We start from the raw sequence: 26,528 nt of genomic DNA on the forward strand, positions 1-26,528 counted from the left end.
GAACCGCCGTCGGCCCAGCGGACGAAATGCGGCCACACACAAGGCGGGGAGCGCCCTGCGCTCCCCGTTTTCGCATCACAGCGTCCGCTTTATTCGATGCAGAGAAATCCGGCCCGCATGCCGGTCAGGGAGCGCCCACCCGCAGGCGTGACTTCGAAGGTGTTCTCCACGCCCAACAGGCCCACGTCCGGCACGCCGATCTTGGGTTCCACGGCCATGACCATTCCCTCCTGCAGGGGCTCGTCGAATCCCTTGGCGATGACCGGCCAGGCGTCGATCACCAGGCCGATGCCGTGCCCCAGGAAGGGGGCCTTGTTGCCGCCAAGCCCCATGAAGCCCTCCATATAGCCGGCCTTGTCCATGTGCTCCACGGCCCAGGCCCACAGTTGGGACGGTATGGCGCCCGGTTTCATGTTCTCGGCCACGTGGCTCATCACGGCGAAGCAGGTGTCCTGGGCCTTTCGCACCGCATCGGGAATGGAGGCCTCGGGACCGGACCAGTACACCTGGGTCTTGTCGGTGTTGTAGCCCTCGACCACGAAGCCCACGTCCAGGGTGAGCAGATGCTTGGGCTTCCACACCCGGCCGGCGTAGCCCATGAACGGCGCGGATGGATGCATGCCCCGCAGTCCCAGGGTCATGTTGTTCACCAGAGGGTAGTTGCCGGAATCGCCCACGCTGACCTGTCCGATGTAGCTCTCTTCCCCGTGTCCGGCCATGCGCAACATGCCGTAGTGGCCCATCTTGAGAAACAGGTCCGAAATGAGAATGGCGATATCGAGTTCGCTCATGCCCGGCTTGATCAGTTCGGGCAGGCGTTCCTCCATGGCCTGACGGTGCCGCTCGCCGCACAGGCGCATGCGCTCCAGCTCCCAGGGACTCTTGAGGGCCTGGGCCCGGCTGAGCACCATGTCGCCGGGCACGAAACGCACCCCCGACAGCTTGGACTGGAACATGCCGGCCATGGACCAGGGCAATCCGCTCATCTCGGCGGCGGCCACCTGGGGCAGGGACTGACCGAACTGGGCGAAAATCTTGGCGATGTCCCCATACGAACGGTAGGACACGATGTTGGCCAGGGGCGATTCCAGCCGGGCCCGCTCTGCTCCCTTGCGGGCCATGTAGACGGGCTCGCCTTCCAGCGGGAGCCAGAAAACGCCGTTGCCGAGCGATCCGGTGAGATAGTAGATGCCGATGCGGGAAAAGACGAAGAGGCCCTGGGCTTCTGGGGCGACTTTCGCCAGGAAGTCACGGCATTTGGCGTGCCTGACGGCCATTTCCTCGGCCGGCAGCACCGCGATGGATTCGAACATTTCGAGCCTCCTTGTGCGTGCGTTGGCTTCTTGAGCCTTGCGGCGATCGGCCGAAAACGGCCGAGCCTTTGCGGAACGTCCGAAACTTCACCTTTTCCAGTCCGACCCCGATTCGCCGGCCCGGCCGCGGCCGCGGCCACGCCCGAATCCGGGAAAGACGCGAAGACCCCCGAATCCCGGCAGGTTCCGCTTGAGGCCAGGCGGTTTTTCCGGTTAGTAAGACTTTGCCAAGCGGTATCAGCGCCTATAGAACGCAACGAATTCGACTGTAAACAAAAAGGTGACGCCGTATGCTCTTCAGTGACCAAGACCTGAAAACGACCCTCAGCCAGTGCCGGTCCATCGCCGTGGTCGGCGCAAAGGACAAACCCGGCAGCGCCGTCGACATGGTGGGGCGTTACCTCATCTCGGCCGGATTCATGGTCTACCCCGTGCATCCCGTGCGCAAGAACATCTGGGGCCTGCCCACCTATCCCAGCCTGGGCGACGTTCCCCATCCCATCGACGTGGTCGACCTGTTCCGCGCTTCGGAGTTCTGTCCGGCCCACGCCAAGGAAGTTCTGGCCCTGGGCACGTTGCCCAAGGTTTTCTGGATGCAAAGCGGCATCTACAGCTACGAGGCCCGGCAGCTTCTTTCCCCCACCGCCATGACCGTCATCGAGGACCGGTGCCTCATGGTGGAGCATCGCAGACTTTTTTCCAACTGAGGCCGACCATGACCGCCGCATTGAAGGCCTTCGTCTGTCAGCGGTGCGGCCACTGTTGCAGCGGCGAGGGCGGCATCGTGCTCACCGCCAGGGATCAGGCCCGGTTGGCCGCCCACCTGGGCCTGGACCTGGAGCGGTTTCTCGCCACCTACGCCCTGCGCTCCGGCGCCAAGATCCAACTCGCCTGCAACGACCAGGGCGCGTGCGTGTTCTTTGACCAGGGCTGCGGCGTGCATCCCGCCCGCCCCGACATCTGCCGGGCCTGGCCGTTCTTCCGGGGCAACCTGCTGGACCGGGAGAGCTGGACCATGATCCAGGAATACTGTCCCGGCGTGAACCCCGAGGCCGGCTTCGAGGAATTCGTGCGCCAGGGGATCGCCTACCTTCGGGAAAACGATCTGGTCCACGACGGGGACGACGACGCCCCGAGCGCCCTGCGCATTCACGGCGTCCCGATTCCCGGGAAACCCGAACCATGAACCTGGCCGACGCCTACCGCATTCTCGGCGTCGCTCCCTCCGCCACGCTCGAAGACGTCAAGAAGGGCTACAGGCAACAGGCGTTTCGTCACCACCCGGACTTGAACGCCGGGGACCACCTGGCCAAGCGCCGCTTCCAGAAACTCAACGAGGCCTACCTGCTGTTGCGCCAGGTGCTCGCCGAGGAGCGGGCCAAGCCGCCGCCCAAGGACAAGGCCAAGCCCCCCCCGGAACCGGAAAAAACACCCGGCGAAGGCGACTGGAAAAAGGCCAAGGCCGCCTACAAAAAGGCCTCCCGACAGGACTCGGCCAAGACATCGTACTATTTCCGCCGCGAAGACGTCTTGCAGGACATCCTGAAGGACCCCTTCGCCAGGCAGGTGTTCGACGACATCTACAACGAACTGCGCAAGGGCAAGGCGGCCGGCCAGGTCAAGACCGAACGCAACCTGGGCGTGAGCGTGGGCGACTCCAAATGGTCGCTCAATCTCTCGGGCGGATTTCTCGGATCAGTGGCTTCGGCGCTCAAACGCCAACTCGACGACGAACAGACCGTGCAGGTGCCGCCGACAAGCCTGCTGCCCGGCTCCAAACTCCGGGTGGGCATCGCCATGGGGCTTTCCAGCGAGCAACGCACCGTGGAGTTCACCCTGCCCAAGGACTACACCCTGGGCCAGCCCATCCGCCTCAAAGGATTGGGCCGGCGCATCGGCCCCTGGAAGGGCGACCTCTATCTGCGTCTGGTGCTGGGTTAGCGGAGAAAATGCCATGAAAAAGCCAATTGTTTCAGTCTGCTGTTTTCTTGCGCTGTTGCTTGTTGCGTCACTGGAAACGCAGGCTCAACCGCATCGGGTGGGCGGTCCCTGCACGTACGACGACGTTCCCGCCGTGTTCACTGTCGTGTCGGTGAAACCGGTCCCGCCAAGTGAGGCTTTCGGCAGCCCGCCCTATCGGCCCTACCGGACGCTCTTCACCTTCAAGACGAAACGGCGCGCCCCGGACGTGGCCCACCTCCTGGGACGCGCCCACCCCCTGGTCCTGACCAGCGGGGCCGATCCCGGACCGGACTTTCTCAAGCGGTACGGCATACGGCCCGGGGTCCGGTTCAAGGGAAGCGTTCGGGTGATCCGTTCCGGGACCTGCACGCCGTTTCTCTTTCACCTGGACGGCGTGGACACCTCCGACCTTTTCGAATACCGGCGATGACCCGCGCAAAGTCCACGTGCCCCGACCTGCCCCGGGACGCCACCACCCTCCTCGCGGTGCAGCGCAACCACCTGGCCAACGAGCGAACCTTTCTGGCCTGGTGCCGTACGGCCGTGGCCTTTTTCGTCTTCAGCTTCGTGGCCCTGCGCTTCGATTTCGTGCTCCGCGAAGCCATGAACCTGCTCGGCAACGCCACCATTTCGCACAAAATCCTGGCCGAATCCCGCATCCTGGGGGTGTCCTCGTTCATCACCGGCTCGGTGGTCCTGGTGCTGGCCGCTTGGCGTTTTTTCACCATTCGCCGCCAGATCAGCACCCTGGACCTGACCTATACCTCCCTGCCCGACACGCTGCTTATCGGACTGCTGGTGAGCATGGTCACGGCCATGGCCATCCTGCTCAGCCTGATTCTTTTGTTCTAGCACCCCGCCTTATCGCCGAAGCGCTCGTCATGTGAACTGGCCGTCAAGCAGCAGGTGGGAATAATACCCCAACACCGCGGCGACGTAATAGGGCACCAAACCCGGCCACGGCATGTGCAAAAGCATCATGGGAACCAGAATGACCGGACTGGGGATGATGAGTCCGGCCCACCAGGTGTGGGTCCACCCCCTGTGCGAGCCAATGGCCGGCAATAGGGCGCAAAACCCCAGAAGCGCCGCATAGCGGTATTGATTTTTGAGAATCAGAACAACGTCGGCCACCAAAGCGGCCCCGTAATAGATGTGCCGGCCTTTCGAGCTGGTGTCCACATCGGGAAAGAGCGCTCCCAGCACCGCCAGCACCGCCAGCACCGCCATGGTTTTGGGCTCGGGCCTGTACACCCCGAGCCAGTACGCCCCTCCCAGAGCCGCCCCGGTGACGGCCAACGCCCCAGCCACATGTCCCTTGTATCCTGGCATAAATTCGCCGCTACCATTGCGGACGTCGTATGGCAAGGCGAGCAGGAGAGAAGAACGCGGAAGGAAGAATAAAAAAATCAAAGGGGAAGGAAACGTTTTCGAACAAACGTCCCCTCCCCCCTTGCGCTCGCTTTATATCGTCTTGTATTTGCCCTGTTAAAACATGTCCTTGCCGGTCTCGTCGATGGTTTCCTCGATGACCTTGCGCAGTTTCTCGGGCAACCCCATGATGTCGACGTTGAGAAAGCCACGCACGATGGTGGAGGTGGCTTCTTCCTCGTCCAGGCCCCTGGCCATGAGGTATTCGATCTCCTCCTGGGCGATTTTGCCCACGGCGGCTTCGTGGGAGAGTTCCACGCCGTCCTTGGTGGCTTCCAGCTCGGGAATGGCGTGGATGAGGCCGCCGCCCAGGATAAGGCCCTTGCATTCCAGGTGTCCGCGCGCGGGCACGGAGTCGCCCACGATGTGTCCCCGGGCGATAATGGTGCCGCCGGTGGTGATGGTGCGGGCGATGGACTCCCCCCTGGTGTCGGGAGCGGCCAGAATAATGCGTGTTCCGCTGTCCACATGGGAACCGGGAGGCGCCACCATGACGGAATTGAACCGGGCGACCGATCCCTTTCCCGCCAAGGTGATGGTGGGATAGCTCTGCAGGTCTTTCACGGGCTTGAGCAGAACGTAATTGTTCTGGAACACGCCGCCCTCATCCACCACGCCGGCCGTCCGCGGGCGCACCACGCTGTTCTCGGCCCAGTTGTGGATCATGGTGAAGGTGAGCTTGGCGTTCTTCTTCACGAAAAATTCGGAAACGCCCATATGGGCCGCGCCCTTGGACCCATGGGCCACGGAACACCCGGTGAGAATGTGCAGTTCCGAGTCCTCTTCCACAATGACAATATTGTGGATGTTCTGCCCCACCATGTCGCCCTTGATGAAAAGACAGGACTGCACCGGCTCGGTGATCTTGGCCCCTTTCTCGGTGCGGATGAAATATCCGCCGTGCAGATTGTCGGCGGTGGCGCGGGTGAATTCGTCCTTGTCGGGATCGAGCAGGGTCCAATAATAGTCCTTCAGGCCGTCGTACTTGGCCAGGGCGGCCTTGATGTCCATGAGCTCCAGGCCCGCGCGCTTGGACTGGCAATGCACGGCGCCATGGTCGATCTGCATGAACGAGCCGCTCACCGACTGGTCGGACACGTCCACGCCGGACATGAGCAGTTCCTGCTTGTCCACCTCGTCCAGGGTTTTCAGGTCGTCCACGGTCTTGGGAGCCGGGGCCTTGAAGTCGAATTCGGAAAGGTCGATGGGTTTCATGGCTGAATATGCTCCGATTAGGCCAGGCAGCGCAGGCATTCCTGGTAGCCGTGGCGGCTGATGTGGTCGAGTATGTCGCGGGGATTGGACTCGCAGCAGAGCTTGCCTTCGTACATCACCTGTCCCCGGTCGGCGTTGAGGTATTCGAGGATGTAGCCGGTGTGGGTGATGATGAGGCCGGCGGTGTTACGGGCGCAGCGGATTTGGCGCCGGCTGAGTTCCGTCGTGTCGCCGCAGGGACCGCCCAGCAGTTGGCGCACGGTATTGCCGATGAGCTTCATGTTTTCCAAATCCACCCCGGATTCGGGCTCGTCGAAAAGCACCAGGCGCGGACGCTGGGCCATGAGCTGCAAGAGTTCCGAGCGCTTGATCTCGCCGCCGGAAAAGCCGGCGTTGATGTCGCGCTCGAGAAAGTCGGTCATATTCACCTTGGCGGCCAGGGCGTCCACGTCCACGGGCGTTCCCTGGGCGGCCATGCGAACCAGGTCGCGGGTCTTCAGACCGTGGATGGTGGGCGGACGCTGAAACGACATGCCGATTCCCAACCGGGCCCGTTCGTAGATGGGGGCGTTGGTGATGTCATGACCGCGGAAGGTGATGGTCCCTTTGGTGATGGTGTAGTTGCCGAAGCCCATGAGGGTCATGAGCAGAGTGGTCTTGCCCGACCCGTTGGGACCGAACAAAACGAACGTCTCGTTGTCTTTGATTTCCAGGTTGATGCCCTTGAGCACTTCCCGGTCGCCGATGTTCACGTGCAGGTTTTGAATGGAAAGCATGTCGTCCTCGTATGTGCGCGGATCGTGAAGCCCTCAGGGGCCGCATCTGTAAGGGATTCTTGAAATAAGCACCGATGGGGATTTGTCCAGGGACCGTTTGTCTCAAAGACGCCGATAGGAGCGGTTCTCCGGCAGGTAGCAGTATCGGCAGTCGCGCGCTCCCAAAAAGCGCACAAGCGCCAGACCGCAAAGAAAGCCGCCCACATGGGCCCACCAGGCGACGCCTCCGCCGTCTCCGGTGTCCGTGAGTCCGGAAAGGATCTGGATAAGGAACCAGATACCCAGAAAGACCAGGGACGGGACCTCGATAATCCACGGAATGATGATAATGGGAACAAGCACCACCACCCGGGCGTGCGGAAAAAGCCGAAAGTATCCTCCCATCACCCCGGCGATGGCTCCCGAGGCTCCCACCACCGGCGTGGTGGAACCGGGGTTGAACAGCACGTGCAACCCGGCGGCCAGCACGCCGCACGTCAGGTAGAAGACGACGAAGCGCACCTTGCCCAGGGCGTCTTCCACGTTGTCGGCGAAAATCCAAAACACCCACATGTTCAAGAGGAAGTGCATCCATCCCCCGTGCAGAAACATGTAGGTGATCAGAGTGTCCAGCCCTCCGGCGGGATAGCCCGCCCGGGCGGCGTACTGGGCGTCCAGGAGTCTGGCCGGCACCACGCCGTAGAGCTGGATCAGGGTGGACAGTTGGTCCTGGGGCAGAACCTCCTCGAAAAGAAACGCCGCCAGATTGCAGAAAAAGATCGCCCACACGACCAGGGGATGGTGAATGCGGGGAATGTTGTCCTTGAGGGGAATCACAAAACCCGCCTCAGCCTTCGGCCTCGACGTCTGGACGCGCGGCGACCAGCCCCCCCGCGCGCCATGACTCCAGCAGGGCGCGCACGGGCGCGATGCGCTCGCGGCGCAAGGTGTCGGCCAGCGCGCTGACTGCGGCGCGCAGGTCTTCCAGGGTGCCGGAATTGTCCAGGCCGTAGCGACAGGCGGCGCGTTTTTTCTCCCAGGTCCACTGCCATCCGTCCACCAGATCGATGGTGGCCTGGTCCCAGCCTCGGGTTTTCAGACGAGCGTGGCGCACGTCCTGGGGACAGCCCACGCCGATGGCGAAATCCACCGCGCCTCCGGTCAGCCAGCCGGCTTCCAAAAGCATGGGCACCTCGGCGAATGCCACGCGGTCCCCGGCGTGCTCGCGCCAGAAGGCGCGCAGATTCTCCAGCGCGGGGGGATAGAGAAGCTCCATGACCTCGCGCCGGAAATTGTCCGAGGCCCGCATGGCGGCCAAAAGGACCACCTTGTCCACCGGGGCGTCGTCGCGCGGGGTGAAGCGCTCCCCGTAGCGACGACGCAACAAGTCCCAGCCGTCGCGGCCGGGCTGGTACAGTTCGGCGATGCAGGCGTCGGCGCTCCAGGTGGGATATCCCCGGCGACCAAACTCGGCCAGAACCGCGCTCTTTCCGCAGCCGGGCAGTCCCACGATGCCCACCTTGCCCAGGGTGCGCCCCATGACCAGGGGAACGCGCCAGAAGTCCCTGGGCGCGGGACAGGTGAAGGCCAACTCCTCACCGGTGACCGGATGGGTGAAGGCCAGTTTCCAGGCATGGAGCATCTGGCGCCCGAGAAGCTTGGCCAACACGGGGCGTTCCCTTTTGAGCCTGGCGTGTTCGGCCGGACCGTAGAGCGCGTCGCCCAACAGAGGATGGCCCTCGGCCGCCATGTGAACGCGTATCTGATGGGTGCGCCCCGTGGCGATGCCGACTTCGAGCAGGCTGGCCGTGCGATCCGGGCTTGTCCAGACCACCCGGTAGGTGCTTTGCGCGGGACGCCCGCCCGCCAACACGGCCATGCGCGTCTTGTGCTTGGGGTCGCGGCCGATGGGGCCGGTCAGGGTCGCGCTCGCTTTCGCGGGGACTCCGTGCACCAGGGCCAGATATGTCTTGCTCACCTGGCGTTTGGCAAAGGCCTGGGCCAGGCGCAGGCGCACGGGTTCCGTCAGGGCCACAACGAGAAGCCCCGAAGTGTCCTTGTCGATGCGATGCACGATGCCTGGCCGCTCTCCGGCCAGGGAACCCAGTTGGGGAAAATGGTGGAGCAGCCGGTTGACCAGGGTCCCCTCCGGGCAACTCGGCGCGGGGTGCACCGTAAGTCCGGCCGGCTTGTCGCAAACAAGCAGATGCTCGTCGCGGTACGCCAGCGCCAGGCTGCCCGCCTCGGGACCGGCCAGGCTGGAGACGCGCGGAATGGTCAAGCCAAGGAACTCGCCCCCGCGCAGCTTGTGCGAGGGTTTGCGCACCACGTCCCCCTCCACCGTGGCCAAGCCGTCCTTGATCCATTCCTGAATCCTGGCCCGGGCCACTTCGCGCGGGGCCAGGGCCACGGTCCAGAACTGGTCGAGCCGGGCCGGGCCGGAGGCGGTTTCGTTCAGGATTTCCTCGCTCATAGGCAGGCCCGGGACAAACCGTTCGCGACGTGGGCGGCGAATCCTTGCGCCAGACGGCCCGGACGCGTCCGGCTGGCAAGCGCCGAGCGCAACGGGTCGCGAGGGACAAAAAAAATCTGCCCGAGCAAACGCGTCGGACGAGACATGCGGTTCATGGCGTTCACCGTCCTTGGATGCAACGAATCGCCGTCCGGGTCAATGGCCAGGAACGGGCCGTTCGGTCCGTTTTCCCGGCCGGCCGCGCGCCAGGTTTCCACCCGCGGGGCTTCACTCCCGCCGGCGTCGCGAGGCCGTCCCCCGCAGCGCGCCAGCGACCGCGCCTTGCGGCGGGGATCGCGAAACGATAGCTTCCGGCGATCCGGCCCGCATGGCGCCGGCCGCGTTTGGCCTTGCCCCGTTCCACCTCGCCAAGGAGTCTTTCATGCTCGCCGCCGTCATCCGCGACAAGACGCTTCGCCTCGAAGAGCGTCCCCTGCCCGTCCCCGGTCCCGGAGAAGCCCTGTTGCGCACCGTTTTGGCCGGAGTGTGCAATACCGATCTGGAACTGCTCAAAGGCTACTACAACTTCACCGGCATCCCGGGCCACGAGTTCGTCGCCGTGGTGGAAAAGGCCCCGGACCATCCCGCTCTGGAAGGCCGACGCGTGGCGGGGGACATCAATCTGGGCTGCGGAAAGTGTCCCCTGTGCCGCGCCGGCGACGCCAGGCACTGCCCGGACCGCACCACACTGGGTATTCTGGGCAAAGACGGCGTGTTCGCCACCCATTTTACCCTGCCGGTGGGCAACCTGCGCCCGATCCCCGACAACCTTGCCGACGAAAAGGCCGTATTCGCCGAGCCCCTGGCGGCCGCGCTGGAGGTGGGGCAACAGCTCCACCTCACCGCCCGACACCGCCTGGCCGTATTGGGGGACGGCAAGCTGGGCCTGCTCGTCGCCCTGGGGCTTCGCCACCACAATCCGAACATCACCCTCTACGGTCGCCACCCGGAAAAGCTCTCCCTGGCCGAGCGATTCGGCGTGACCACGGCCCTGCATGACCCTGCCCAGGCGCCAAGAACGTACGACATCGTGGTGGAGGCCACCGGACGCCCGGAAGGCCTGGAAGCCGCCCTGAACCTGGTGCGGCCCGAGGGAACCGTGGTGTGCAAAACCACAACCGAAGCCAAAACCGGCCTGAACATGGCCCGTGTGGTGGTGGACGAAATTACCCTGATGGGGTCGCGTTGCGGAGACATCGCCTTGGCGTTGCATGCCCTGGCCGAAGGTCTGGTGGACCCTACCGGCCTGATCGAGGCCACCCTGCCTTTCTGCCAGGTGACGGAGGCGTTCGAACGGGCGGGCAGTCGGGGAGCGAAAAAAGTCCTGGTGCGGTTCTAGTGCCGCATCCTGGAAAAACATGCCGCTGTTTTTCCAGGACAAAAACAATCATTGCATGCAGTTGAACCCAACACGGACGTCTACAACATGTCCACGGGGTCCAGGTCCAAGGCCAAACGCAGCTTGCCCGGCCCTTTGGCCCCATGGACGGCCTTGGCGTAGGCTTGGCGGATGGCGGGCCAATCCTGGGCCTTGAGCAGACAGTGGAAGCGCAGCCGGTTTCGCACCAGGGGAATCGGGGCCGGAGCCGGACCCAGGACGCGTACGCCCGGCACGCCGCGCAGGTCCTTGGCCAGGGCGGACAGGACTTCGGGTCCGCACTCCCAGTCGCGGGGATAGCTGGCCCGGACCAATCCGAGTTTGACGAACGGGGGATAACCGTATTTGCGCCGCCTGGCCAACTCGTCCTCGAAAAAGCCTCGGTAGTCGGCCTGGCGCACGTATTCCCAGAAGGGGTCCTGAAGGGTGCGGGTCTGGATGAGCACCTTGCCGGGGCGCTCTCCCCGTCCGGCCCGGCCCGCCACCTGCACGAGCATCTGAAAGGCGCGCTCCCGGGCCCGGTAGTCGGGTAGGTTCAGCCCCAGGTCCGCATCGGCCGCGATGACCAAGGTCACCTGGGGAAAGTCGTGCCCCTTGGACAACATCTGCGTGCCCACCAGGACCTGGGTGCGGCCCTTGGCGAAGTCGTCGAGAATGGCCTCGGCCCGTTCGGCGCGACGGGCGGCGTCGCGGTCGAGCCGGGCAAGGGCGACCTCCGGCGGAAGGGCCGCAGTCAGTTGGTCGGCCAGCATTTCCGTTCCTTCGCCCATGGGGAGGAAACTCGTGGACCCGCACGAGGCGCACGGCCGGGGAAACGGTTGCGACAAGCCGCAGTAGTGGCAAACCAGACGCTCGCGCGCCTTGTGGTAGGTGAGCGACACCTGGCAATTGGGACAACCCACGATGGTTTCGCAGTCCAGGCAGTAGAGCACCGGGGCAAAGCCCCGACGGTTAAGCAGGATGATGGCCTGTTCGCCCCGGTCCACGGTTTCGCGCAGTTCCCTGAGACTGCGTTCGACCAGAAGCCCGGCCCGGTCGCGCTGGCCGTCAAAGCGCAGAAGCACGGCCTTGTCCTTGTCGGCCACGTTCACCAGTTCGATGTCGGGCAGCCGGCCGGGACCGGCGCGCTTGGCCAGCACGGACACGGGCAACAGCCCTTCGCGGGCCGCGTGGTAAGTCTTCACGTCCGGCGTGGCCGACCCCAGGACCAGCAGGGCCTTTTCGCGCATGGCTCGAAAGTAGGCCACTTCCTTGGCCTGGTAGTTCATGCGCTCGTCCTGCTTGAACGAGGCGTCGTGCTCCTCGTCGAGCACAATGAGGCCCAGGTTGGACACGGGCAGAAAAAGCGCCGAGCGAGTGCCCACGATCAAACGCGGTCCCCGCTCCCGTCCCATCTCGCGAAAGGTCCGCTCCCGCTTGGCCGGCGTCTGGTAGCCGTGGGAAAAGACCGGATCGAACCCGAACCAGGCCCGGGCCCGGGAACGTAGCGCCTGGGCCAAGGCCACTTCCGGGGCCAAGAGCAACGCGGAACGCCCCTGTTCCAGGCACTTGGCGGCCAGCTCGAAGTAGAGCCGGGTCTTGCCGCTGCCCGTGACGCCATGCACCAGCCGGGTTTGTCCATGCCCCACCAGGGGCGACATTTCCTCCAGGGCCAGGCGCTGCTCGTCCGTCAGCGGAGGGGGCGCGCCCGGCGGTTGGATCTCCGGCGTTTCCTCGGGATCGTCGGGAGCTGGACCGAGCAGCACACACCCCTTGGCCTCCAGCTTGACCAGGGCCTGGGCGGCGGAGGGTCCCAGGGCCTCGCGCAGGGCCTTGGCGGTCATGGGACCACGGGCGAACAAACATTCCAGCACCCCGGTCTGGGCCTTGGCCGCGGGACGCACCGGCCAGGGCGGGTCCACTCCCAGCCGGTAGGCCAAATCCCGGTCCATGGCGGCGAAGGCCAGCTCGACCTCTCCCGCGCGCCAGGCCAAGGCCAGTTCGGCCAGACGCCCCTCCTCCAGGCCGGACAGCTGACCCAATCCCAACTTGACGCGCCGGCCGCCGCTCCTCCAGGTCAGATGCGCCCTGGCCGTGCGCAGCCCGGCCGGCACGAGCGAGGAAAGCACTTGGCCCAGGAAGATTGACTGGCGAGCGGCCAGGTTTTCGGCCATGGCCACATAGTCGGGCGAAAGCAGGGGCGAGCGCTCAAGGGGCCAGAGAATATCCTTGAGCGAGACCCCCTCGGGAGGGCGTTCGTCCCGTCCGGCCAGCACCGCCGCGCGAAGCGAGCCGCCCACGGGCACGGCCACGCGCAGTCCGGGCGGCAGGTCCCAGCCGGAAAACAGGGCGGGCACACTGTAGGTGAGCACGCCGAACGGCGGCGAGAGCAGCACGGCCTTGACGGCGTTCATGGAGAACCGATCCTTGGGAGGGATTGCGAAGCGCGGGTTGGCCCGAAGGCCATAAAGAGGCGCGAAACGTCCGGGCGGCCTTTGTCTGTCTGCCGGAAACCCGGACCAGGGGTTCGCGAAACCGCCTGTGGGGAAGAAGCCGCCGGATTCCGGGTTTGCGCCACGCGAGGGGCCGCCTGGGCGGCCCCCGCGCGAAGAATTATCCGTCGGGAAGAAGCTCTTTGAGCCTGGCAATCAGCGGATAGCGCAGTCCTTCGTCCTGCAAGGCGAAGTAAATGTTGGCGGTCAGATACTCCACCCAGTCACCGGAGTCGAAACGCTGGCCGCGAATTTTCACCGCCAGCAGGCGTCCGTTCTTGGCCAGGCCGCGCAGGGCGTCGGTGAGGTGGTATTCGCCGGCTTCGTTGGGCTTCAGGGCTTCGAGATGTTCGAAGATGTCCGGGAAGAGCACGTAGCGGCCCACCATGGCCAGTTTCGAGGGCGCCTGGCTGGGTTTGGGCTTTTCCACCAGGTCCTTGACCCGGTAGAGCGAGGGGGCGATTTCTTCGGCGTCGATGATGCCGTAGCTCGACACCTTATCCGCCGGCACCTGCATCACGCCCACCACGGGCATATGTTCGGCCTGGGCCACGGCGATAAGCTGCTTGATGCCCGGCTCCATGCCGAACATGAGGTCGTCGCCCACCATGACCGCGAAGGGTTCGCCCTTGACCACCTCCTTGGCGCAAAGCACGGCGTGTCCAAGGCCCAGGTGCTGTTTCTGGCGCACCGAGATGATATTGACCATTTCGGCGGTCCGACGCACCATCTCAAGCTTGTCCTTCTTGCCCGTGCGTTTCAGCAGGTCTTCCAGCGCAAGGTTGTAGTCGAAGTGGTCTTCGATAATGACCTTGTTGCGGTTGGTGACCAGCACCACGTCGGTGCATCCCGCCGCCTGGGCTTCCTCGACCACGTACTGCACCACCGGTTTGTTGTAGATGGGCAGCATTTCCTTGGGAACGTTCTTGGTAGCCGGCAGGGATCCCGTGCCCCAGCCCGCGACCGGAATGACGACTTTCTTGATTTCCATGTCCCTCTCCTTGTCGAGGAATACCAGGACGAAAATTTCGTCCAAACCGCTTTATGAGACGAATTGCCGGAAATGTCCAGTACGCCACTTCCTCAGCGCAGGTGGTCCTTGAGGCAGCCGGCCAACTCCTCGGCCAGGCGGCGCACCTGTTGCTGGTCCCGGCCTTCCACCATGACCCGGGCCACGGCCTCGGTGCCGGAGTAGCGCAGAAGCACCCTGCCCTTGCCCTCCAGGGCCTGCTCGCAGGCCGCCACGGTCTTGAGCACGGCCGGAACCTGGTCGAAGGGGATCTTGCGCTCCACGTGGACGTTGATGAGTTCCTGCGGATAGGGTTCGAGCAGGTGCGCCAATTCGGAAAGGGGCCGGCCCCGCTCCAGCATGATCCGAATGAGCTGAAGCGCCGCCAGGGTGCCGTCGCCGGTGGTCGCATGCTTCTTGAAAATGATGTGCCCGGACTGCTCGCCTCCGAGCATGGCCCCTTCGATTTGCATGCGCTCGAACACGTAGCGGTCGCCCACGGGAGTGCGCACGAGCTGGCCGCCGCGCTCGTCCATGAACACCTGGAGCGCCATGTTGCTCATCACCGTGGCCACCAGCATGTTGCCGGGCAATTCCCCCCGCTCCATCATGTCCAGGGCGAAGATGGCCATGAGTTGGTCGCCGTCGAGCACGTTGCCCTTCTCGTCCACCACGATCACCCGGTCGGCGTCGCCGTCCAGGGCGATGCCGATGTCCGCCCCGGCGTCACGCACCGCGCGCGCCGCCACTTCGGGATAGAGCGACCCCACCTTGCGGTTGATGTTCATGCCGTCCGGCTCCACGCCGAGACTGATCACCTTGGCGCCGAGTTCCTCGAACACCAGCGGGGAAACGCGGTAGGCCGCGCCGTTGGCGCAGTCCATGACGATCTTGAGCCCGTCGAACTTGAGGTCCGACGAAATCGTGCCCTTGAGATAGACGTTGTACCGCCCCGGACTGTCCGACACCTTGAAGGCCCGGCCCACTTCCTCGGGGGCGGGGAAATCCCATTGGCAGGTATTTTCCGTCACCCGGGCGGCGATGGCGTCTTCGGTTTCATCGGGCAACTTGAACCCGTGGCGGTCGAAGAACTTGATGCCGTTATCCATGTAGGGATTGTGGGAGGCCGAAATCACCACCCCCACGTCGGCGCGCATGCTGCGGGTGAGAAACGAAATGGCCGGCGTGGGCAAAGGCCCCACTAGAAAGACATCCATGCCGGAGGCGCAGAACCCCGAGGCCAGGGCGTATTCGTAAATGTAGCCCGACAGTCGGGTGTCCTTGCCGATGAGCACCCGATGACGGCCCCTGCCGTTGCGGAAATGGTTGCCCGCGGCCAGGCCGAGGCGCAACGCCACCTCGGGTGTCATGGGGTAGATATTTACCTGGCCGCGCAGGCCGTCGGTTCCGAAAAGGCGTTTGTTCATTGAGGCTCCTGTGTCATTTTATCACTATCGTGGCCTTTTCCGGCTTGGCCTCGAGAAGTTCGAATCCCTGGGGAAGCGTCACGCGGTAGCCCTTTTCCTGGCGCCCGGCTGGGGCTTCGGCCGGCACTTCGAGATAGGCGTCGAAAAGCCCGCGCCAGCCCCCCTCGCGCAACATGAGGAGCGGGGCCTTGATACGCAACGTGACCGAATCCGGCGTGGCGTTCACCCGCTTGCGTCCGGCGTACAACACCCGCAACGGGACTTCCACAGAGGTTTCGCGCGTGAGTTGCTGGTAGGTGACTTGGGCCTTCACCGTACGCGGCTGGGCTTCGGTCTGCTCCGGCAGGACCAGGCTGACCGGGGCGTCGAAGTGCCCGGAAGGGTCGGACGGAAGCCCCAGCGGCTGGGTGGGCGCCTCGCGCACGCCCTGCACCACCGATTCGGGGCCGGTCACGGTGACGGTTTGCGGCTCCACCGTGGCGGTGAGCTTGTAGTCGCGCGCCAGGCCGTCCTTGAAGACCAGACGAACCGGGACGGCGCGCGCCCCGCGCTTTTCCACCACCAGTTCCAGGCTTTGCGGCCGCACCTCCACCACCTCGAAGAGCTTGGCCACAGGCAGCTTGCCCGGCTCGACCACGACGGTGTTCACTCCGGCGGTCACCTGTCTGGCGTCAACGGTATAAATCAGGCTGCCGGGCTCAACCTTGCGCACCAGCCCCTTGGGGCCGCGCAGCAAGACGTCGATGTGGTCGCGCAAGGTCCCGCGCAACATCAGCGAGTCGGGCAGTCCGGTCATTTCCACCTTCACCCGCACCCAGCTGTCCACGCGCTCGCGCCCGGTGACCAGATACCAGCAAAACACGGCGAGAAAAAGGGCCAACGCCCGATAGAACCAGTTGCTGTTCACAGTTTCCCCGCCCATTTGGTCAGAAGCAGCTTCCGCAGGGCCTCGTCGTCCAGGGGGTCGGAAAGCTGACCTCCCTCGGCGACGCTGACCACGCCCTTCTCTTCGGAAACCACAAGGGCCAAGGCGTCGGTCTCTTCGGTCACCCCGACGGCCGCTCTGTGGCGGGTGCCCATGTTGGCGGCCAAGGCGTGATGCGCGGCCAACGGCAGAATGCAGGCCACGGAAGACACCTGGCCCGACTGCACCAGCACCGCCCCGTCGTGCAGGGGGCTCTGGGTGTTGAACAGGGTGAGCAGCACGTCGGCGTTGACGGGCGCGGTCATTTCCACCCCCTTGGCGGCCAAATCGCCCAGGGGCACGCCGCGTTCCAGCACCACCAGTGCGCCGGTGCGCCTGTCGGCCAGTATGCGAAGGGCGGCCACGAGTTTTTCCACGGTTTCAGCGGCCACGCCGACGCGCTTGTTCCCCCCGAACCAGCGAAGCCCCACTTCGGAAAGCCCTTTGCGAATGTCGGCCTGAAACAAAATGACCAACACCAGGAAAAAGGAACTGAGGAAGTTGGTCAACAACCAGTGCAGGGTAAAGAGCCCGAACTCCCCGGAAAGGTAGTAGGCCACAAGCACCACCACGATTCCGTGGATGACCGACACCGCCCGCGTGCCCCGCACCATGAGGATCAACCGGTAGAAGATGAACCCCACCAGGGCGATGTCGAGCACCTCCCGCCAGGAAAGGGGAGCGCGGGCCAAATAGTCGAGGATGGTATTCCAGGTCATGGTCTGTGGCTGACCTCGGCGATGGCGGTCAGCATGCGCGTGCTGTCGTGCGCGCTACGCTCCCGGTCCGGCGGGGCTGGGCAGGAAGGCGCCGGCCCAAGCTTCGGACGGTTTCCTGTCAGGACACGGGCTTCCTTAATCGGTTTTGCAGCTTTTGCAAGCGCGACGCGGCATGCGTCAGCCACGAGACGGACCTCGGACGCGATAACCGGAAGCGTTCTATCCCCTCGGGCATGCGAACGCCCACGCAGCGGCCGCCCCCCGGTCAGGCCCGACCTCCGGCCATGGCCCGGGCCAGGGTCAGGGCCGCCACGGCGCCGGCCACGTCGTGTACCCTATGCACAAGGGCTCCCCGCTCCCAGGCGAGGGCCGTGGCCACCTGGGTGGCGGGGTCGCGTCGACCGGTTTCCAGGCCGAGCAACTGTCCAAAGAGGGATTTGCGCGAAAGCCCCATGAGCACCGGCCGCCCCAGGCCGAGAAACCGTCCCAACCCGGCCAGCAGGGCCAGGTTGTGCTCCAGGGTCTTGCCGAAACCGATGCCGGGATCCAGGACCACCCGGTCCTCCGGCAGTCCGGCGTTGACCAGCATGGCGAGCCCGGATTCGAAAAAGGCGGCCACATCTTCCACCACGTCCGCGTAGCGGGGTTCGACCTGCATGGTCTCGGGCCGCCCCTGCGAATGCATGAGCACGTAGCCCGGCTTGTGCTGCGCCACCACGTCCAGCAAGGCCGGATCGAAGGCGCAGGCCGAGACGTCGTTTACGATGTGCGCCCCGGCCTCAAGGGCCTTGCTGGCCGTTTCGGCCTTGTAGGTGTCCACGGAAAGACACGCGTCCGGCAACGCGCCGGAGAGTTCGCGCAGGACAGGCGACACGCGGTTGGTTTCCTCTTCCTGGCTCACGGGCGGGGCGAAGGGTCGGGTGGATTCTCCTCCCACGTCCAGGATGGTCGCACCCTGGTCGAACAGGGCGCGGGCGTGAACAACGGCGGCCCCCGGAGCGTCGTGTTTTCCTCCGTCGGAAAAAGAGTCCGGCGTCACGTTCACAATGCCCATGACGACAAAGGGGGCGAGCTCAAGCGCCCGCCCCCCGGCAAGTATCCATGTATGCTCGGCGCTCATCGGCCTAGGCCTTTCCCTCCGGGGAATCCTGGTTTTTTGCGTCTGGCGCGGCGTCGGTTTTTTCCTGGGCCTGCTCCGCCGGAGCCGAGTTGGCGGCCTTTTCCGAGGCTTGGTCGTCCTGGGCCGGGTCTGCGGACGTTGCCGAAGCGGAATCCACTGGGGCCTGTCCGTCCGTTTGTCCAGGGGCCGGGCTTTCCTGGGGCGCGGCCCCGCCTCCGTTTCCCTCGGGCTCGGGCAGGGGCTCGCCGCGCATGATGCGATCGATGTCAGCGCCGCTTATGGTCTCGCGTTCAAGCAGGGCCTTGGCGATACCGTGCAGAATCTCGAGGTTGTCGCCCAGGAGCTGCTTGGCCCTGGCGTGGGATTCTTCCACGATACGGCGCACCTCGGAATCGATCTGACGCGCGGTGTCTTCGCTGAAGTTCTTGTGATGCACGAGTTCGCGTCCAAGGAAAATCTCCTCGTCGCGTTCGCCGTAGGAGAGCGGTCCCAGCTTTTCGCTCATGCCCCACTTGCAGACCATCTTGCGGGCCATGTCCGTGGCGCGTTCGATGTCGTTGCCCGCTCCGGTGGTCAGTTGGTCGAGCACCAATTCTTCGGCCACCCGGCCGCCCAACAGCATGACGATGGAGTTGAGCAGGTATTTTTTCGAATAGGTGTGCCGGTCGTCCTCGGGCAGCTGCATGGTGATGCCAAGCGCCCGCCCGCGCGGAATGATGGACACCTTGTGGATGGGGTCGGAGTCCTTGAGGAGCTTGGCCACCAGGGCGTGACCGCCTTCATGGTAGGCCGTGGTGCGCTTTTCTTCGTCGGAAAGGATGAGGCTGCGCCGCTCCTTGCCCATGAGCACCTTGTCCTTGGCCTGCTCGAAATCGTCCATGGACACGCGGTCCTTGCCCAACTTGGCGGCCTGGAGGGCGGCTTCGTTGACCAGGTTTTCCAGGTCCGCCCCGGAAAAGCCCGGCGTGCCCTTGGCCAGAATTTCCAGGTCCACGCCCGAGGCCAGCGGCGAGCGGCGGGTGTGAACTTCGAGAATGCGTTTGCGCCCGCGCACGTCCGGCGTGGGCACCACCACCTGGCGGTCGAAACGGCCCGGGCGCAGAAGCGCCGGGTCCAGGACATCCGGTCGGTTGGTGGCCGCGATGAGGATGACCCCCTCGTTGGACTCGAAGCCGTCCATTTCGACGAGCAGTTGGTTGAGGGTCTGTTCGCGTTCGTCGTGTCCGCCGCCCAGGCCGGCGCCGCGCTGGCGGCCAACGGCGTCGATTTCGTCGATGAAGATCAGGCAGGGGGCGTTTTTCTTGCCTTGCACGAACAGGTCGCGCACGCGGGCCGCGCCCACGCCCACGAACATCTCCACGAAGTCGGAACCCGAGATGGAAAAGAACGGCACCCCGGCCTCGCCGGCAACGGCCCGGGCCAGGAGCGTCTTGCCCGTGCCCGGCGACCCCACCAGGAGAACGCCTTTGGGGATGCGACCTCCCAGACGGGTGAACTTCTTGGGGTCGGAAAGAAACTGCACGATTTCCGACAGCTCTTCCTTGGCTTCATCCACCCCGGCCACGTCCTGGAAGGTGACGCGGGTCTGGTCCTGGTTGATGAGTCTGGCGCGCGAACGGCCAAACGACATGGCCTTGCCGCCTCCGCCCTGCATCTGACGCATGAAGAATATCCACACCCCGATGAGGAGCAGCATGGGAAACCAGGACACGAACAGGTTCATGTACCAGGGAGATTCCTCTTCCGGTTCGGCGCGCACCTGCACCTTGTTGGCGATGAGCGTGTGCACGAGGTTGGGGTCGTTTGGCGCGTAGGTGGTAAAGCGCTGGTTGTCCGAGCCCACGCCTTCGATTTTTGAGCCTTGAATCTTCACCGCCTGAACCTGGCCCTGGCCCACCTTGGCCAGGAAGTCGGAATACGCCAGTTTGGCGTGCTGGGCGGGCTGCTGGTTGAGGAGGTTGAAAAGGACGATCATCACCAGACAGATGACCGCCCAAATGGTCAGATTCTTGGTAAAGTTGTTCAATGTGGCGTTCCTCCGTCGGGCTTGGCCCGGCCTGGGACAGGTAACACAGGCCGAAGCCCCCTGTCCATGAGTGAGGTGTTGAACTCGCGCCCGCAAGCGGCTATGCTGGAAAACTCGGATGGAAGCGTCTCGTCACCGGTGTGGCGCGCGGTCTTCAAAACCGTTGGGCGGCTCATACCCGCCGGTAGGTTCGACTCCTATACGCTTCCGCCATTTTTTTTCGTACTCTTCCATTGTTTTTTCTTTTCCGCGAGCTTTTCCCGTCGATGTTTTACAAAACCTGCGTCACCGATTCCCGGGAACCGCTTTGGCCAAGCAGGCGAGGCGACCAGAAGGCAAACAACCCGCGAAACAGACGTCCGCCCGTTCGGTTTGGTGGACGAAGCGGTCCCACAAAACGGGAAAGCGGCCGAACATACCCGCTACACGTGATGGATTTGAATTATTGCCTGCCCCGAAAAACATAATCCCGTTTTCCGAGAAAAAACCGCCGACCGGGGCGGCGAGGCCCTCCCCTTCCTGACGCCATGCGTCTCCGGGAAAGCGCAATCCCCTTGTGGCAGGCCGTCCCTGGCGGTCAAGCCTTTCGAAAACCGATCTCCGCGGAAAGGGTCTTGCGCACCGGGCAATTTTCGGCCGCGCGCACGATCTTGGCCCGCTCGCGCTCGGTCAGGTCGCCGGTGAGCTCCACGGAACAGACGAACTCCGACCGACCGGTCCGGGAGCGGTCCACTTCCACGGTGACTTTCACCGACTCCAAGGCCAAACCGTACTTTTTGGCGTACATGCGCGCGGTAATGGCCATGCAATCGCCCAGCGCCGCCTCCAGAAGCTCGTGCGGACGAAATCCCTGGCCCGAGCCGCCCTTGTCCAGGCTGGTGTCGGATCGCCCCGTGAACCGGCCGTTGCCGAACGTGGAGACATATTCCGGGTCCGCCCCGGAGCTTTCGCAAACGATCATCCGATCCGCCGCGCTCCCCCATCGGTCAGCCAGGCCTCAAGGGCCGAAATCTGTTCCACCACTCGCTCGGGAGCGGTGCCGCCGGGGGTGTTTCGTCTGCGCATGGCCGTCTCGTAGGCCAACACTTCGAACACGTCCCGATCAATGGCCGGCGACAGCGCGCGCAGTTCGTCCAAGCTCAACTCTTCCAGACCCACTCCCTTGGCCTCGGCAGCGGCCACAGCCGAACCGGCCACATGATGGGCCTCCCGAAAGGGAACGCCCTTGGCCGCCAGGTAGTCCGCCAGCTCGGTGGCGTTCAGAAACCCCAGCTTGAGCGCCAGGCGCATGCGTTCCGGCCGAAATCCCATGGCCCGCATCATCTCGGCCATAATGGCCAGCGAGTCGCTCACGGTTCGATCCGAGTCGAAGAAGGGTTCCTTGTCCTCCTGCATGTCCCGGTTATAGGCCAGCGGCAAGCCCTTGACGATGGTCATGAGGGCGAAAAGTGCCCCGTAGGCCCGGCCGGTCTTGCCTCGCATGAGCTCGGCCACGTCGGGATTCTTCTTCTGGGGCATGATGGAGCTGCCCGTGGCGAAGGCGTCGGGCAGGGCCACGTAGCCGAAATTCGGATTGGCCCACAGCACCAGCTCTTCGCACAGGCGGGAAAGATGGGTCATGACCGTGGCGCCCACGAAGAGGGCCTCCAGCACGAAGTCGCGGTCGGACACCGCGTCGAGGCTGTTGGCGAAGACGCCGCGAAGTCCGAGCTCTTCGGCCACCGAGGCCGGATCCAGGGGAAAGGTGGTGCCGGCCAGGGCGGCCGCGCCCAGCGGCGACACGGCCGAACGCTTGAGAGCGTCGCGGCAGCGCTCGTGATCGCGGCGAAACATCCAGGCGTAGGCCAGCAGATGGTGCCCCAGGCTCACGGGCTGGGCCGGCTGCATGTGGGTGTAGCCGGGCAGGAGGGTGTGAACGTGCTCCCCGGCGCGTTGCGTCAACACGGCCACCAGATCGGCCAGAAGGTCGCTCCAGGTCTCCAGGCGTGCGCTGACAAAAAGACGGAAGTCCAGGCAGACCTGATCGTTGCGCGACCGGCCCGTGTGCAGCTTGCGCCCGGCGTCGCCGACCAGTTCGGTCAGGCGCGACTCGATATTCATGTGCACGTCTTCGAGTTCTTCCTTCCACACGAAAGCCCCGGACTCGATCTCGCCCAGCACGGCGTCCAGGCCCTGGACGATGGTCTGCGCCTCGTCGTCGCCGATCACGCCCTGGCGGGCCAGCATGCGCGCGTGCGCCTTGGATCCGGCGATGTCTTGCCGGTAGAGGGCCTTGTCGAAGCGCACGGAACCCGTGTAGCGCTCCACGATTTTCGAGGTGGGCTCGGTGAAGCGGCCACCCCAGGGTTTGGAAGAGGAAGAGGAAGATGAAGACATGGAGAGCCTCCGGCGGCCAGGGGGGAAACTTTTTTCAAAAAGTTTCCCCCCTGGACCCTCCTTCAAAAACTTTATGTCGCTTCGCGGAGTTGGCGAAGGGGATGAAGATATTGCCGTGTTACGAAGAGAAAACTAGAGTTTCTTGTAGCCGCGCAGGCGCAGGCCCTGGAGCTTGATGAACCCGGCCGCGTCGGACTGGTCGTAGACCGAATCTTCCTCGAAGGTGACGAGTTCGGCGTTGTAGAGCGAATTGGGCGACTTGCGCGCCACCGGAGTGGCCTGGCCCTTGTAGAGCTTCACCCGCACGGTTCCGTTGACCCGCTCCTGGCTTTTGTCCACCAGGGCCTGGATGGCTTCGCGTTCGGGCGCGAACCAGAAACCGTAATAGACCATTTCGGCGTAGCGAGGAATGAGCATGTCGCGCAGGTGCATGACCTCGCGATCCAGGGTGATGCCTTCCAGGTCGCGGTGGGCCGCATGCAGGATGGTGCATCCCGGAGTCTCGTAGACCCCGCGCGACTTCATGCCCACAAAGCGGTTTTCCACCATGTCCAGCCGGCCCACGCCGTGGGTTCCGCCCAGGGTGTTGAGCGCCTTGATGAGCGCGGCCGGGGAAAGCCGCTCGCCGTCCACGGCCACCGGGTTGCCCGCCTCGAAGTCGATGGTGACGTACTGGGGAGCGTCCGGCGCGTCCTCGGGGCGGCGGCACAGCAAATGGCTGTGGGGGCCGGGCTCGTTCCAGGGATCTTCGAGTTCGCCGCCCTCGAAGGAAAGATGCATGAGGTTGCGGTCGCAGCTATAGGGCTTTTCCTTGGTGACGGGCACGGGGATGCCGTTCTCCTTGGCGAAGGCCATGAGGTCGGCCCGGCCCTTGAAGTCCCACTCGCGCCAGGGGGCGATGGTCTTGAGCTGGGGGGCCAGGGCCATGGCGGCCAGTTCGAAGCGCACCTGGTCGTTGCCCTTGCCCGTGGCGCCGTGGGCCACGGCCTGGGCGCCCTCGGCCAGGGCGATCTCCACCATGCGCTTGCCGATGCAGGGCCTGGCGATGGACGTGCCCAGGAGGTAGCGCCCTTCGTACACCGCCCCGGCGCGCAGCACGGGAAACACGAAGTCGCGGGCGAACTCCTCGCGCAGGTCGTCTATGTAGGCCTTGGTCGCCCCGGTGTTCAGGGCTTTTTCCTCGAGACCGTCGAGTTCTTCTTCCTGGCCCAGGTCGGCGGTCATGGTGATGACCTCGCACTGGTAGGTTTTCTTGATCCACTTGAGGATGACGGAGGTGTCCAGGCCGCCGGAATAGGCCAGCACAACTTTCTTGATCGCGCTCATGGTTTCGTCTTCTCCGCGCCGGCCCTAGGCCAGACAGTATTTCGAGTAGTCCAGGTCGCCGTACACCCACTCGAGGATGGCTTTCTGGATGTGCAAACGATTTTCCGCCTCGTCCCAGACGATCGACGCCTCGGACTCGAACACCTCGGTGGTGACTTCCTCACCCTGGTGTGCGGGCAGGCAATGCATGAACTTGGCTCCGGGAGCGGCCAAGGCCATGGCGGCCGCATCCACCTGGTAGGGACGAAAGACCGCCATGCGATCCTGGGCCTGGTCTTCCTGGCCCATGGAGGCCCACACGTCGGTATAGACGTAATTGGCCCGGGCCAGGGCCTCGGCCGGATCGCGGGTCAAGGTGATGCGCGCGCCCTGATTCATGGCCTGGCGCACGATCTCCGGCTTGGGATCGTAGCCTTCGGGGCAGGCCAGGGCCAGCTCGAAGGGGAAGCAGGAGGCCGCCTCGATCCAGGAATGGGCGACGTTGTTGCCGTCGCCGATCCAGGCGATCTTGGCGTCGGCCAGTTTCGGGCCGTATTCCACCATGGTCATGATGTCGCCCATCACCTGGCAGGGGTGATAATCGTCGGAAAGGGCGTTGATGATGGGGATCGACGACAGTTTCCACATGCGTTCGAGCTTGGAGTGCTCGAAGGTCCGCATGACCACTCCGTCGACGTAACGCGACAGCACCCGGATGGTGTCTTCCACGGGTTCGTCGCGGCCGAGCTGGGAATCGTGCTGGGTCATGTAGACCACGCCTCCGCCCAATTGACGCACGGCGATTTCGAAGGAAACCCGCGTCCGGGTGGAGTGCTTTTCGAACACGAGGGCGATATTCCTGCCCGCGAGCAGGTCGGAGCGCTGTTTGGTCCGTTTCATTTCGAGAGCCCGTGCGACCACGCTCCCGAGCAGGGGCTTGTCTATGTCTTCAATGACGAGAAATTTCTTTGGCATGGCGGTCCCCCCGGAAGAGTGATGTCGAATTGCTCGAAAAAAGCAATTTGTTATTCTCTAGCGAAGGCGTTGTAAAGCCCATACGGGGCATTCGGAAGGCGTGGGCAAAACCATGGGAATTTCGTCGGCAGTCCCAGGGGGAAGCAACGCGCGATACCGGGGACCATGGAAGACCGGAAAACGGCTCGTCGATCTCCGTCTTCAGGGGGCGTCGCCCGCCCCGGACGCCCGGAGCGGTCCTTCGGCTTCTTGCGGACAAGGCCGGCAAGCGCTATTTAGCCCCAAAAGTTCATGGTGACCCCACCTGAGCCGTCGCGTCTTTCGCCGCCAATGTCCGCGGCGTTCCGCCGGCCCGAGGGCCGTACATTCCCCAAAGCATCCGCAACCCAAGGATTCAAGCACCCCATGTTCGTTTCCGATTTCACCCCCTATCAAGGCCAGCATTGCGAAACCACCACTTCCGGCAACCTGCTCGCCCGTCTGGACATCCACCTGACCGAACCCATGCTCTTCGGCTTGGGGCGCGGTTTGGCCTTTATCTACTGGGACCAACAGGAATTGGAGTTCCCCTTCGTGGGCGGGCGCATTCTGCCCAACTGCGTGAGCCGAAACATCGCCAAGGCCCTGGGGCTTCGCCTGGCGGAAGAGCAGACCCCCTCGCCCAAGCGGGCCTTCGCCAACCTCGTGCGCAACCTGGGCCGAGGCCGGCCGGTGGGCGTCAAGCTCGACAGCTACTATCTGGAATATTTCAACCAATCTTTTCACTTCCCGGCCCATTACGTTTGCGTCCACGGCCTGGACGACACCACCGCCTACCTGGCCGAGACCGTGCAACAGGGCGGCTTGCAGAAAACAAGCCTGGAAAGCCTGGCCGAGGCCCGCAACGCCCCCGGCGTCATGAGTTCGCGCAATCTCTCCTGCACCTTCGAGATGACGCCGGACTTCATTCCCAACGCCGACACCCGCGCGGACGTGTTGTCCCAGGCCCTGGCCGACAACGCCCGCGACTATCTCAGCCCGCCCACGCGCAATTTCGGTCGTCCGGGCCTGCTCAAGGCCGCCGCCCACATGCGGGAGTGGTTCGCCCACTGTCCGCCCGAAAGTGACCACCTCAGGCGCACGGCCCTGCTCATGGAGCGCGGCGGAACGGGCGGATCGCTCTTCCGGCAGTTGTATCGGGATTTTCTGGACCAGTGCCGCCCCATCCTGGCAGATGAACGCGTGGACCAGGCCCGAGAGATGTTCGCCCAAAGCGCCGAACTCTGGACCCGCGCGGCGAACGCCCTGGACCAGGCCCACGAAACCCGCGACCAGGCCTGCCTGGACGAGGCCGCCGGGGCGCTCGAAACCCTGGCCGACCTGGAGCCCAAGGCCATGGAGCTTCTGACGGGATTGGCCGGTCCCGAAGTGAAGGCGGAACCCGCGGTCTGACGTTTTCGCCTCCCGGGGGAAAACCTCCAGCGAGGGGGAAGGCGGCGACGCCAGGCGTCCCTCTCCCCCTCCTCCCGCCCTATCCGAGCGGCGTCTCCCCGTCCGGGACGCCTGCCCTTCCGGTCCAAAATATTTCCGT

24 protein-coding genes and 1 tRNA gene are annotated in these 26,528 nt (G+C 64.4%); 8 read left to right on the forward strand and 17 right to left on the reverse strand.

Annotated features, from left to right (window positions below; genetic code table 11):
- Positions 1-89: 89 nt before the first annotated feature.
- The gene (locus ACYQ01_RS02880) at positions 90-1,313 is read right to left on the reverse strand and encodes a M24 family metallopeptidase (RefSeq protein ID WP_459932330.1); all 1,224 of its coding nucleotides are present in this window, start codon (positions 1,311-1,313) and stop codon (positions 90-92) included.
- A 290-nt stretch (positions 1,314-1,603) separates the two neighbouring features.
- On the opposite strand from ACYQ01_RS02880, the gene ACYQ01_RS02885 reads away from it, so the two are divergent.
- From ACYQ01_RS02885 to ACYQ01_RS02905, 5 genes are read left to right on the forward strand one after another with little or no spacing between them, the layout of a single operon-like run.
- On the forward strand, positions 1,604-2,020 hold the full coding sequence (locus tag ACYQ01_RS02885; RefSeq protein ID WP_459932331.1) for a CoA-binding protein: 417 nt from the start codon (positions 1,604-1,606) through the stop codon (positions 2,018-2,020).
- An 8-nt stretch (positions 2,021-2,028) separates the two neighbouring features.
- Entirely contained in the window at positions 2,029-2,499 is a 471-nt protein-coding gene (locus tag ACYQ01_RS02890) for a YkgJ family cysteine cluster protein (RefSeq protein ID WP_459932332.1), read from the forward strand.
- Positions 2,496-3,254, forward strand: coding sequence for a J domain-containing protein (locus ACYQ01_RS02895; RefSeq protein ID WP_459932333.1), 759 nt, complete (start codon positions 2,496-2,498; stop codon positions 3,252-3,254). Before ACYQ01_RS02890 ends, ACYQ01_RS02895 begins: the two co-directional genes overlap by 4 nt.
- Positions 3,255-3,267: 13 nt before the next feature.
- Entirely contained in the window at positions 3,268-3,705 is a 438-nt protein-coding gene (locus tag ACYQ01_RS02900) for a hypothetical protein (RefSeq protein WP_459932334.1), read from the forward strand.
- Positions 3,702-4,127: a YidH family protein gene (locus ACYQ01_RS02905; RefSeq protein ID WP_459932335.1), complete on the forward strand. Its 426-nt coding sequence runs from the start codon at positions 3,702-3,704 to the stop codon at positions 4,125-4,127. Before ACYQ01_RS02900 ends, ACYQ01_RS02905 begins: the two co-directional genes overlap by 4 nt.
- A gap of 27 nt (positions 4,128-4,154) precedes the next feature.
- On the opposite strand, the gene ACYQ01_RS02910 is transcribed toward ACYQ01_RS02905, so the two are convergent.
- From ACYQ01_RS02910 to ACYQ01_RS02930, 5 genes are all read right to left on the reverse strand, one after another.
- Positions 4,155-4,607: a metal-dependent hydrolase gene (locus ACYQ01_RS02910; protein WP_459932336.1), complete on the reverse strand. Its 453-nt coding sequence runs from the start codon at positions 4,605-4,607 to the stop codon at positions 4,155-4,157.
- A 156-nt stretch (positions 4,608-4,763) separates the two neighbouring features.
- Positions 4,764-5,921 (reverse strand): SufB/SufD family protein, encoded by a 1,158-nt coding sequence (locus tag ACYQ01_RS02915; protein WP_459932337.1) that lies wholly within the window; start codon positions 5,919-5,921, stop codon positions 4,764-4,766.
- A 17-nt stretch (positions 5,922-5,938) separates the two neighbouring features.
- Entirely contained in the window at positions 5,939-6,697 is a 759-nt protein-coding gene (locus tag ACYQ01_RS02920; RefSeq protein ID WP_459932338.1) for an ABC transporter ATP-binding protein, read from the reverse strand.
- Between the two features lie 102 nt (positions 6,698-6,799).
- Complete coding sequence (locus tag ACYQ01_RS02925) at positions 6,800-7,513, reverse strand: rhomboid family intramembrane serine protease (RefSeq protein WP_459932339.1); 714 nt, start codon at positions 7,511-7,513, stop codon at positions 6,800-6,802.
- Positions 7,514-7,523: 10 nt separating this feature from the next.
- Positions 7,524-9,149, reverse strand: coding sequence for a dephospho-CoA kinase (locus ACYQ01_RS02930; RefSeq protein ID WP_459932340.1), 1,626 nt, complete (start codon positions 9,147-9,149; stop codon positions 7,524-7,526).
- Positions 9,150-9,570: 421 nt separating this feature from the next.
- On the opposite strand from ACYQ01_RS02930, the gene ACYQ01_RS02935 reads away from it, so the two are divergent.
- Entirely contained in the window at positions 9,571-10,527 is a 957-nt protein-coding gene (locus ACYQ01_RS02935) for an MDR/zinc-dependent alcohol dehydrogenase-like family protein (RefSeq protein ID WP_459932341.1), read from the forward strand.
- A gap of 80 nt (positions 10,528-10,607) precedes the next feature.
- On the opposite strand, the gene priA is transcribed toward ACYQ01_RS02935, so the two are convergent.
- The 7 genes from priA to ftsH form a co-directional block, all read right to left on the reverse strand.
- Positions 10,608-12,959: a replication restart helicase PriA gene (gene priA / locus ACYQ01_RS02940; protein ID WP_459932342.1), complete on the reverse strand. Its 2,352-nt coding sequence runs from the start codon at positions 12,957-12,959 to the stop codon at positions 10,608-10,610.
- A gap of 199 nt (positions 12,960-13,158) precedes the next feature.
- Positions 13,159-14,028 (reverse strand): UTP--glucose-1-phosphate uridylyltransferase, encoded by an 870-nt coding sequence (locus ACYQ01_RS02945; RefSeq protein WP_459932343.1) that lies wholly within the window; start codon positions 14,026-14,028, stop codon positions 13,159-13,161.
- A 92-nt stretch (positions 14,029-14,120) separates the two neighbouring features.
- Complete coding sequence (gene glmM, locus ACYQ01_RS02950; RefSeq protein WP_459932344.1) at positions 14,121-15,473, reverse strand: phosphoglucosamine mutase; 1,353 nt, start codon at positions 15,471-15,473, stop codon at positions 14,121-14,123.
- Positions 15,474-15,486: 13 nt separating this feature from the next.
- Positions 15,487-16,380, reverse strand: a complete 894-nt coding sequence (locus ACYQ01_RS02955) for a CdaR family protein (RefSeq protein WP_459932345.1) — start codon at positions 16,378-16,380, stop codon at positions 15,487-15,489.
- Positions 16,377-17,156, reverse strand: a complete 780-nt coding sequence (cdaA, locus tag ACYQ01_RS02960; RefSeq protein WP_459932346.1) for a diadenylate cyclase CdaA — start codon at positions 17,154-17,156, stop codon at positions 16,377-16,379. Before cdaA ends, ACYQ01_RS02955 begins: the two co-directional genes overlap by 4 nt.
- Before the next feature lie 265 nt (positions 17,157-17,421).
- Positions 17,422-18,276 (reverse strand): dihydropteroate synthase, encoded by an 855-nt coding sequence (gene folP, locus ACYQ01_RS02965; protein WP_459932347.1) that lies wholly within the window; start codon positions 18,274-18,276, stop codon positions 17,422-17,424.
- Positions 18,277-18,280: 4 nt separating this feature from the next.
- Entirely contained in the window at positions 18,281-20,302 is a 2,022-nt protein-coding gene (gene ftsH / locus ACYQ01_RS02970) for an ATP-dependent zinc metalloprotease FtsH (RefSeq protein ID WP_459932348.1), read from the reverse strand.
- Positions 20,303-20,422: 120 nt separating this feature from the next.
- Here ftsH and ACYQ01_RS02975 point away from each other — a divergent pair.
- Positions 20,423-20,515 (forward strand) — tRNA-Sec (locus tag ACYQ01_RS02975).
- A gap of 364 nt (positions 20,516-20,879) precedes the next feature.
- Here the strand turns inward: ACYQ01_RS02975 and ACYQ01_RS02980 are convergent.
- The 4 genes from ACYQ01_RS02980 to argF all read right to left on the reverse strand — a co-directional run bounded on the left by ACYQ01_RS02980 (position 20,880) and on the right by argF (position 24,958).
- Complete coding sequence (locus tag ACYQ01_RS02980) at positions 20,880-21,263, reverse strand: OsmC family protein (protein WP_459932349.1); 384 nt, start codon at positions 21,261-21,263, stop codon at positions 20,880-20,882.
- Positions 21,260-22,678 (reverse strand): argininosuccinate lyase, encoded by a 1,419-nt coding sequence (gene argH, locus ACYQ01_RS02985; RefSeq protein ID WP_459932350.1) that lies wholly within the window; start codon positions 22,676-22,678, stop codon positions 21,260-21,262. The genes ACYQ01_RS02980 and argH overlap by 4 nt, the downstream gene beginning before the upstream one ends.
- A gap of 132 nt (positions 22,679-22,810) precedes the next feature.
- Positions 22,811-24,004: an argininosuccinate synthase gene (locus ACYQ01_RS02990; RefSeq protein WP_459932351.1), complete on the reverse strand. Its 1,194-nt coding sequence runs from the start codon at positions 24,002-24,004 to the stop codon at positions 22,811-22,813.
- 24 nt (positions 24,005-24,028) lie between these two features.
- Positions 24,029-24,958, reverse strand: coding sequence for an ornithine carbamoyltransferase (argF, locus tag ACYQ01_RS02995; RefSeq protein ID WP_459932352.1), 930 nt, complete (start codon positions 24,956-24,958; stop codon positions 24,029-24,031).
- A 405-nt stretch (positions 24,959-25,363) separates the two neighbouring features.
- Here argF and ACYQ01_RS03000 point away from each other — a divergent pair, with 405 nt between their 5' ends.
- Entirely contained in the window at positions 25,364-26,389 is a 1,026-nt protein-coding gene (locus tag ACYQ01_RS03000; protein WP_459932353.1) for a BtrH N-terminal domain-containing protein, read from the forward strand.
- Positions 26,390-26,528 lie beyond the last annotated feature (139 nt).

It is taken from the genome of Fundidesulfovibrio butyratiphilus (assembly GCF_054657235.1).

Bases quoted from the DNA above. Each gene is read 5' to 3' on its own strand.
- ACYQ01_RS02880 (WP_459932330.1), bottom strand. From the start codon at position 1,313: ATGTTCGAATCCATCGCGGTGCTGCCGGCCGAGGAAATGGCCGTCAGG.
- ACYQ01_RS02885 (WP_459932331.1), top strand. From the start codon at position 1,604: ATGCTCTTCAGTGACCAAGACCTGAAAACGACCCTCAGCCAGTGCCGG.
- ACYQ01_RS02890 (WP_459932332.1), top strand. From the start codon at position 2,029: ATGACCGCCGCATTGAAGGCCTTCGTCTGTCAGCGGTGCGGCCACTGT.
- ACYQ01_RS02895 (WP_459932333.1), top strand. From the start codon at position 2,496: ATGAACCTGGCCGACGCCTACCGCATTCTCGGCGTCGCTCCCTCCGCC.
- ACYQ01_RS02900 (WP_459932334.1), top strand. From the start codon at position 3,268: ATGAAAAAGCCAATTGTTTCAGTCTGCTGTTTTCTTGCGCTGTTGCTT.
- ACYQ01_RS02905 (WP_459932335.1), top strand. From the start codon at position 3,702: ATGACCCGCGCAAAGTCCACGTGCCCCGACCTGCCCCGGGACGCCACC.
- ACYQ01_RS02910 (WP_459932336.1), bottom strand. From the start codon at position 4,607: ATGCCAGGATACAAGGGACATGTGGCTGGGGCGTTGGCCGTCACCGGG.
- ACYQ01_RS02915 (WP_459932337.1), bottom strand. From the start codon at position 5,921: ATGAAACCCATCGACCTTTCCGAATTCGACTTCAAGGCCCCGGCTCCC.
- ACYQ01_RS02920 (WP_459932338.1), bottom strand. From the start codon at position 6,697: ATGCTTTCCATTCAAAACCTGCACGTGAACATCGGCGACCGGGAAGTG.
- ACYQ01_RS02930 (WP_459932340.1), bottom strand. From the start codon at position 9,149: ATGAGCGAGGAAATCCTGAACGAAACCGCCTCCGGCCCGGCCCGGCTC.
- ACYQ01_RS02935 (WP_459932341.1), top strand. From the start codon at position 9,571: ATGCTCGCCGCCGTCATCCGCGACAAGACGCTTCGCCTCGAAGAGCGT.
- priA (WP_459932342.1), bottom strand. From the start codon at position 12,959: ATGAACGCCGTCAAGGCCGTGCTGCTCTCGCCGCCGTTCGGCGTGCTC.
- ACYQ01_RS02945 (WP_459932343.1), bottom strand. From the start codon at position 14,028: ATGGAAATCAAGAAAGTCGTCATTCCGGTCGCGGGCTGGGGCACGGGA.
- glmM (WP_459932344.1), bottom strand. From the start codon at position 15,473: ATGAACAAACGCCTTTTCGGAACCGACGGCCTGCGCGGCCAGGTAAAT.
- cdaA (WP_459932346.1), bottom strand. From the start codon at position 17,156: ATGACCTGGAATACCATCCTCGACTATTTGGCCCGCGCTCCCCTTTCC.
- folP (WP_459932347.1), bottom strand. From the start codon at position 18,276: ATGAGCGCCGAGCATACATGGATACTTGCCGGGGGGCGGGCGCTTGAG.
- ACYQ01_RS02980 (WP_459932349.1), bottom strand. From the start codon at position 21,263: ATGATCGTTTGCGAAAGCTCCGGGGCGGACCCGGAATATGTCTCCACG.
- argH (WP_459932350.1), bottom strand. From the start codon at position 22,678: ATGTCTTCATCTTCCTCTTCCTCTTCCAAACCCTGGGGTGGCCGCTTC.
- ACYQ01_RS02990 (WP_459932351.1), bottom strand. From the start codon at position 24,004: ATGAGCGCGATCAAGAAAGTTGTGCTGGCCTATTCCGGCGGCCTGGAC.
- argF (WP_459932352.1), bottom strand. From the start codon at position 24,958: ATGCCAAAGAAATTTCTCGTCATTGAAGACATAGACAAGCCCCTGCTC.
- ACYQ01_RS03000 (WP_459932353.1), top strand. From the start codon at position 25,364: ATGTTCGTTTCCGATTTCACCCCCTATCAAGGCCAGCATTGCGAAACC.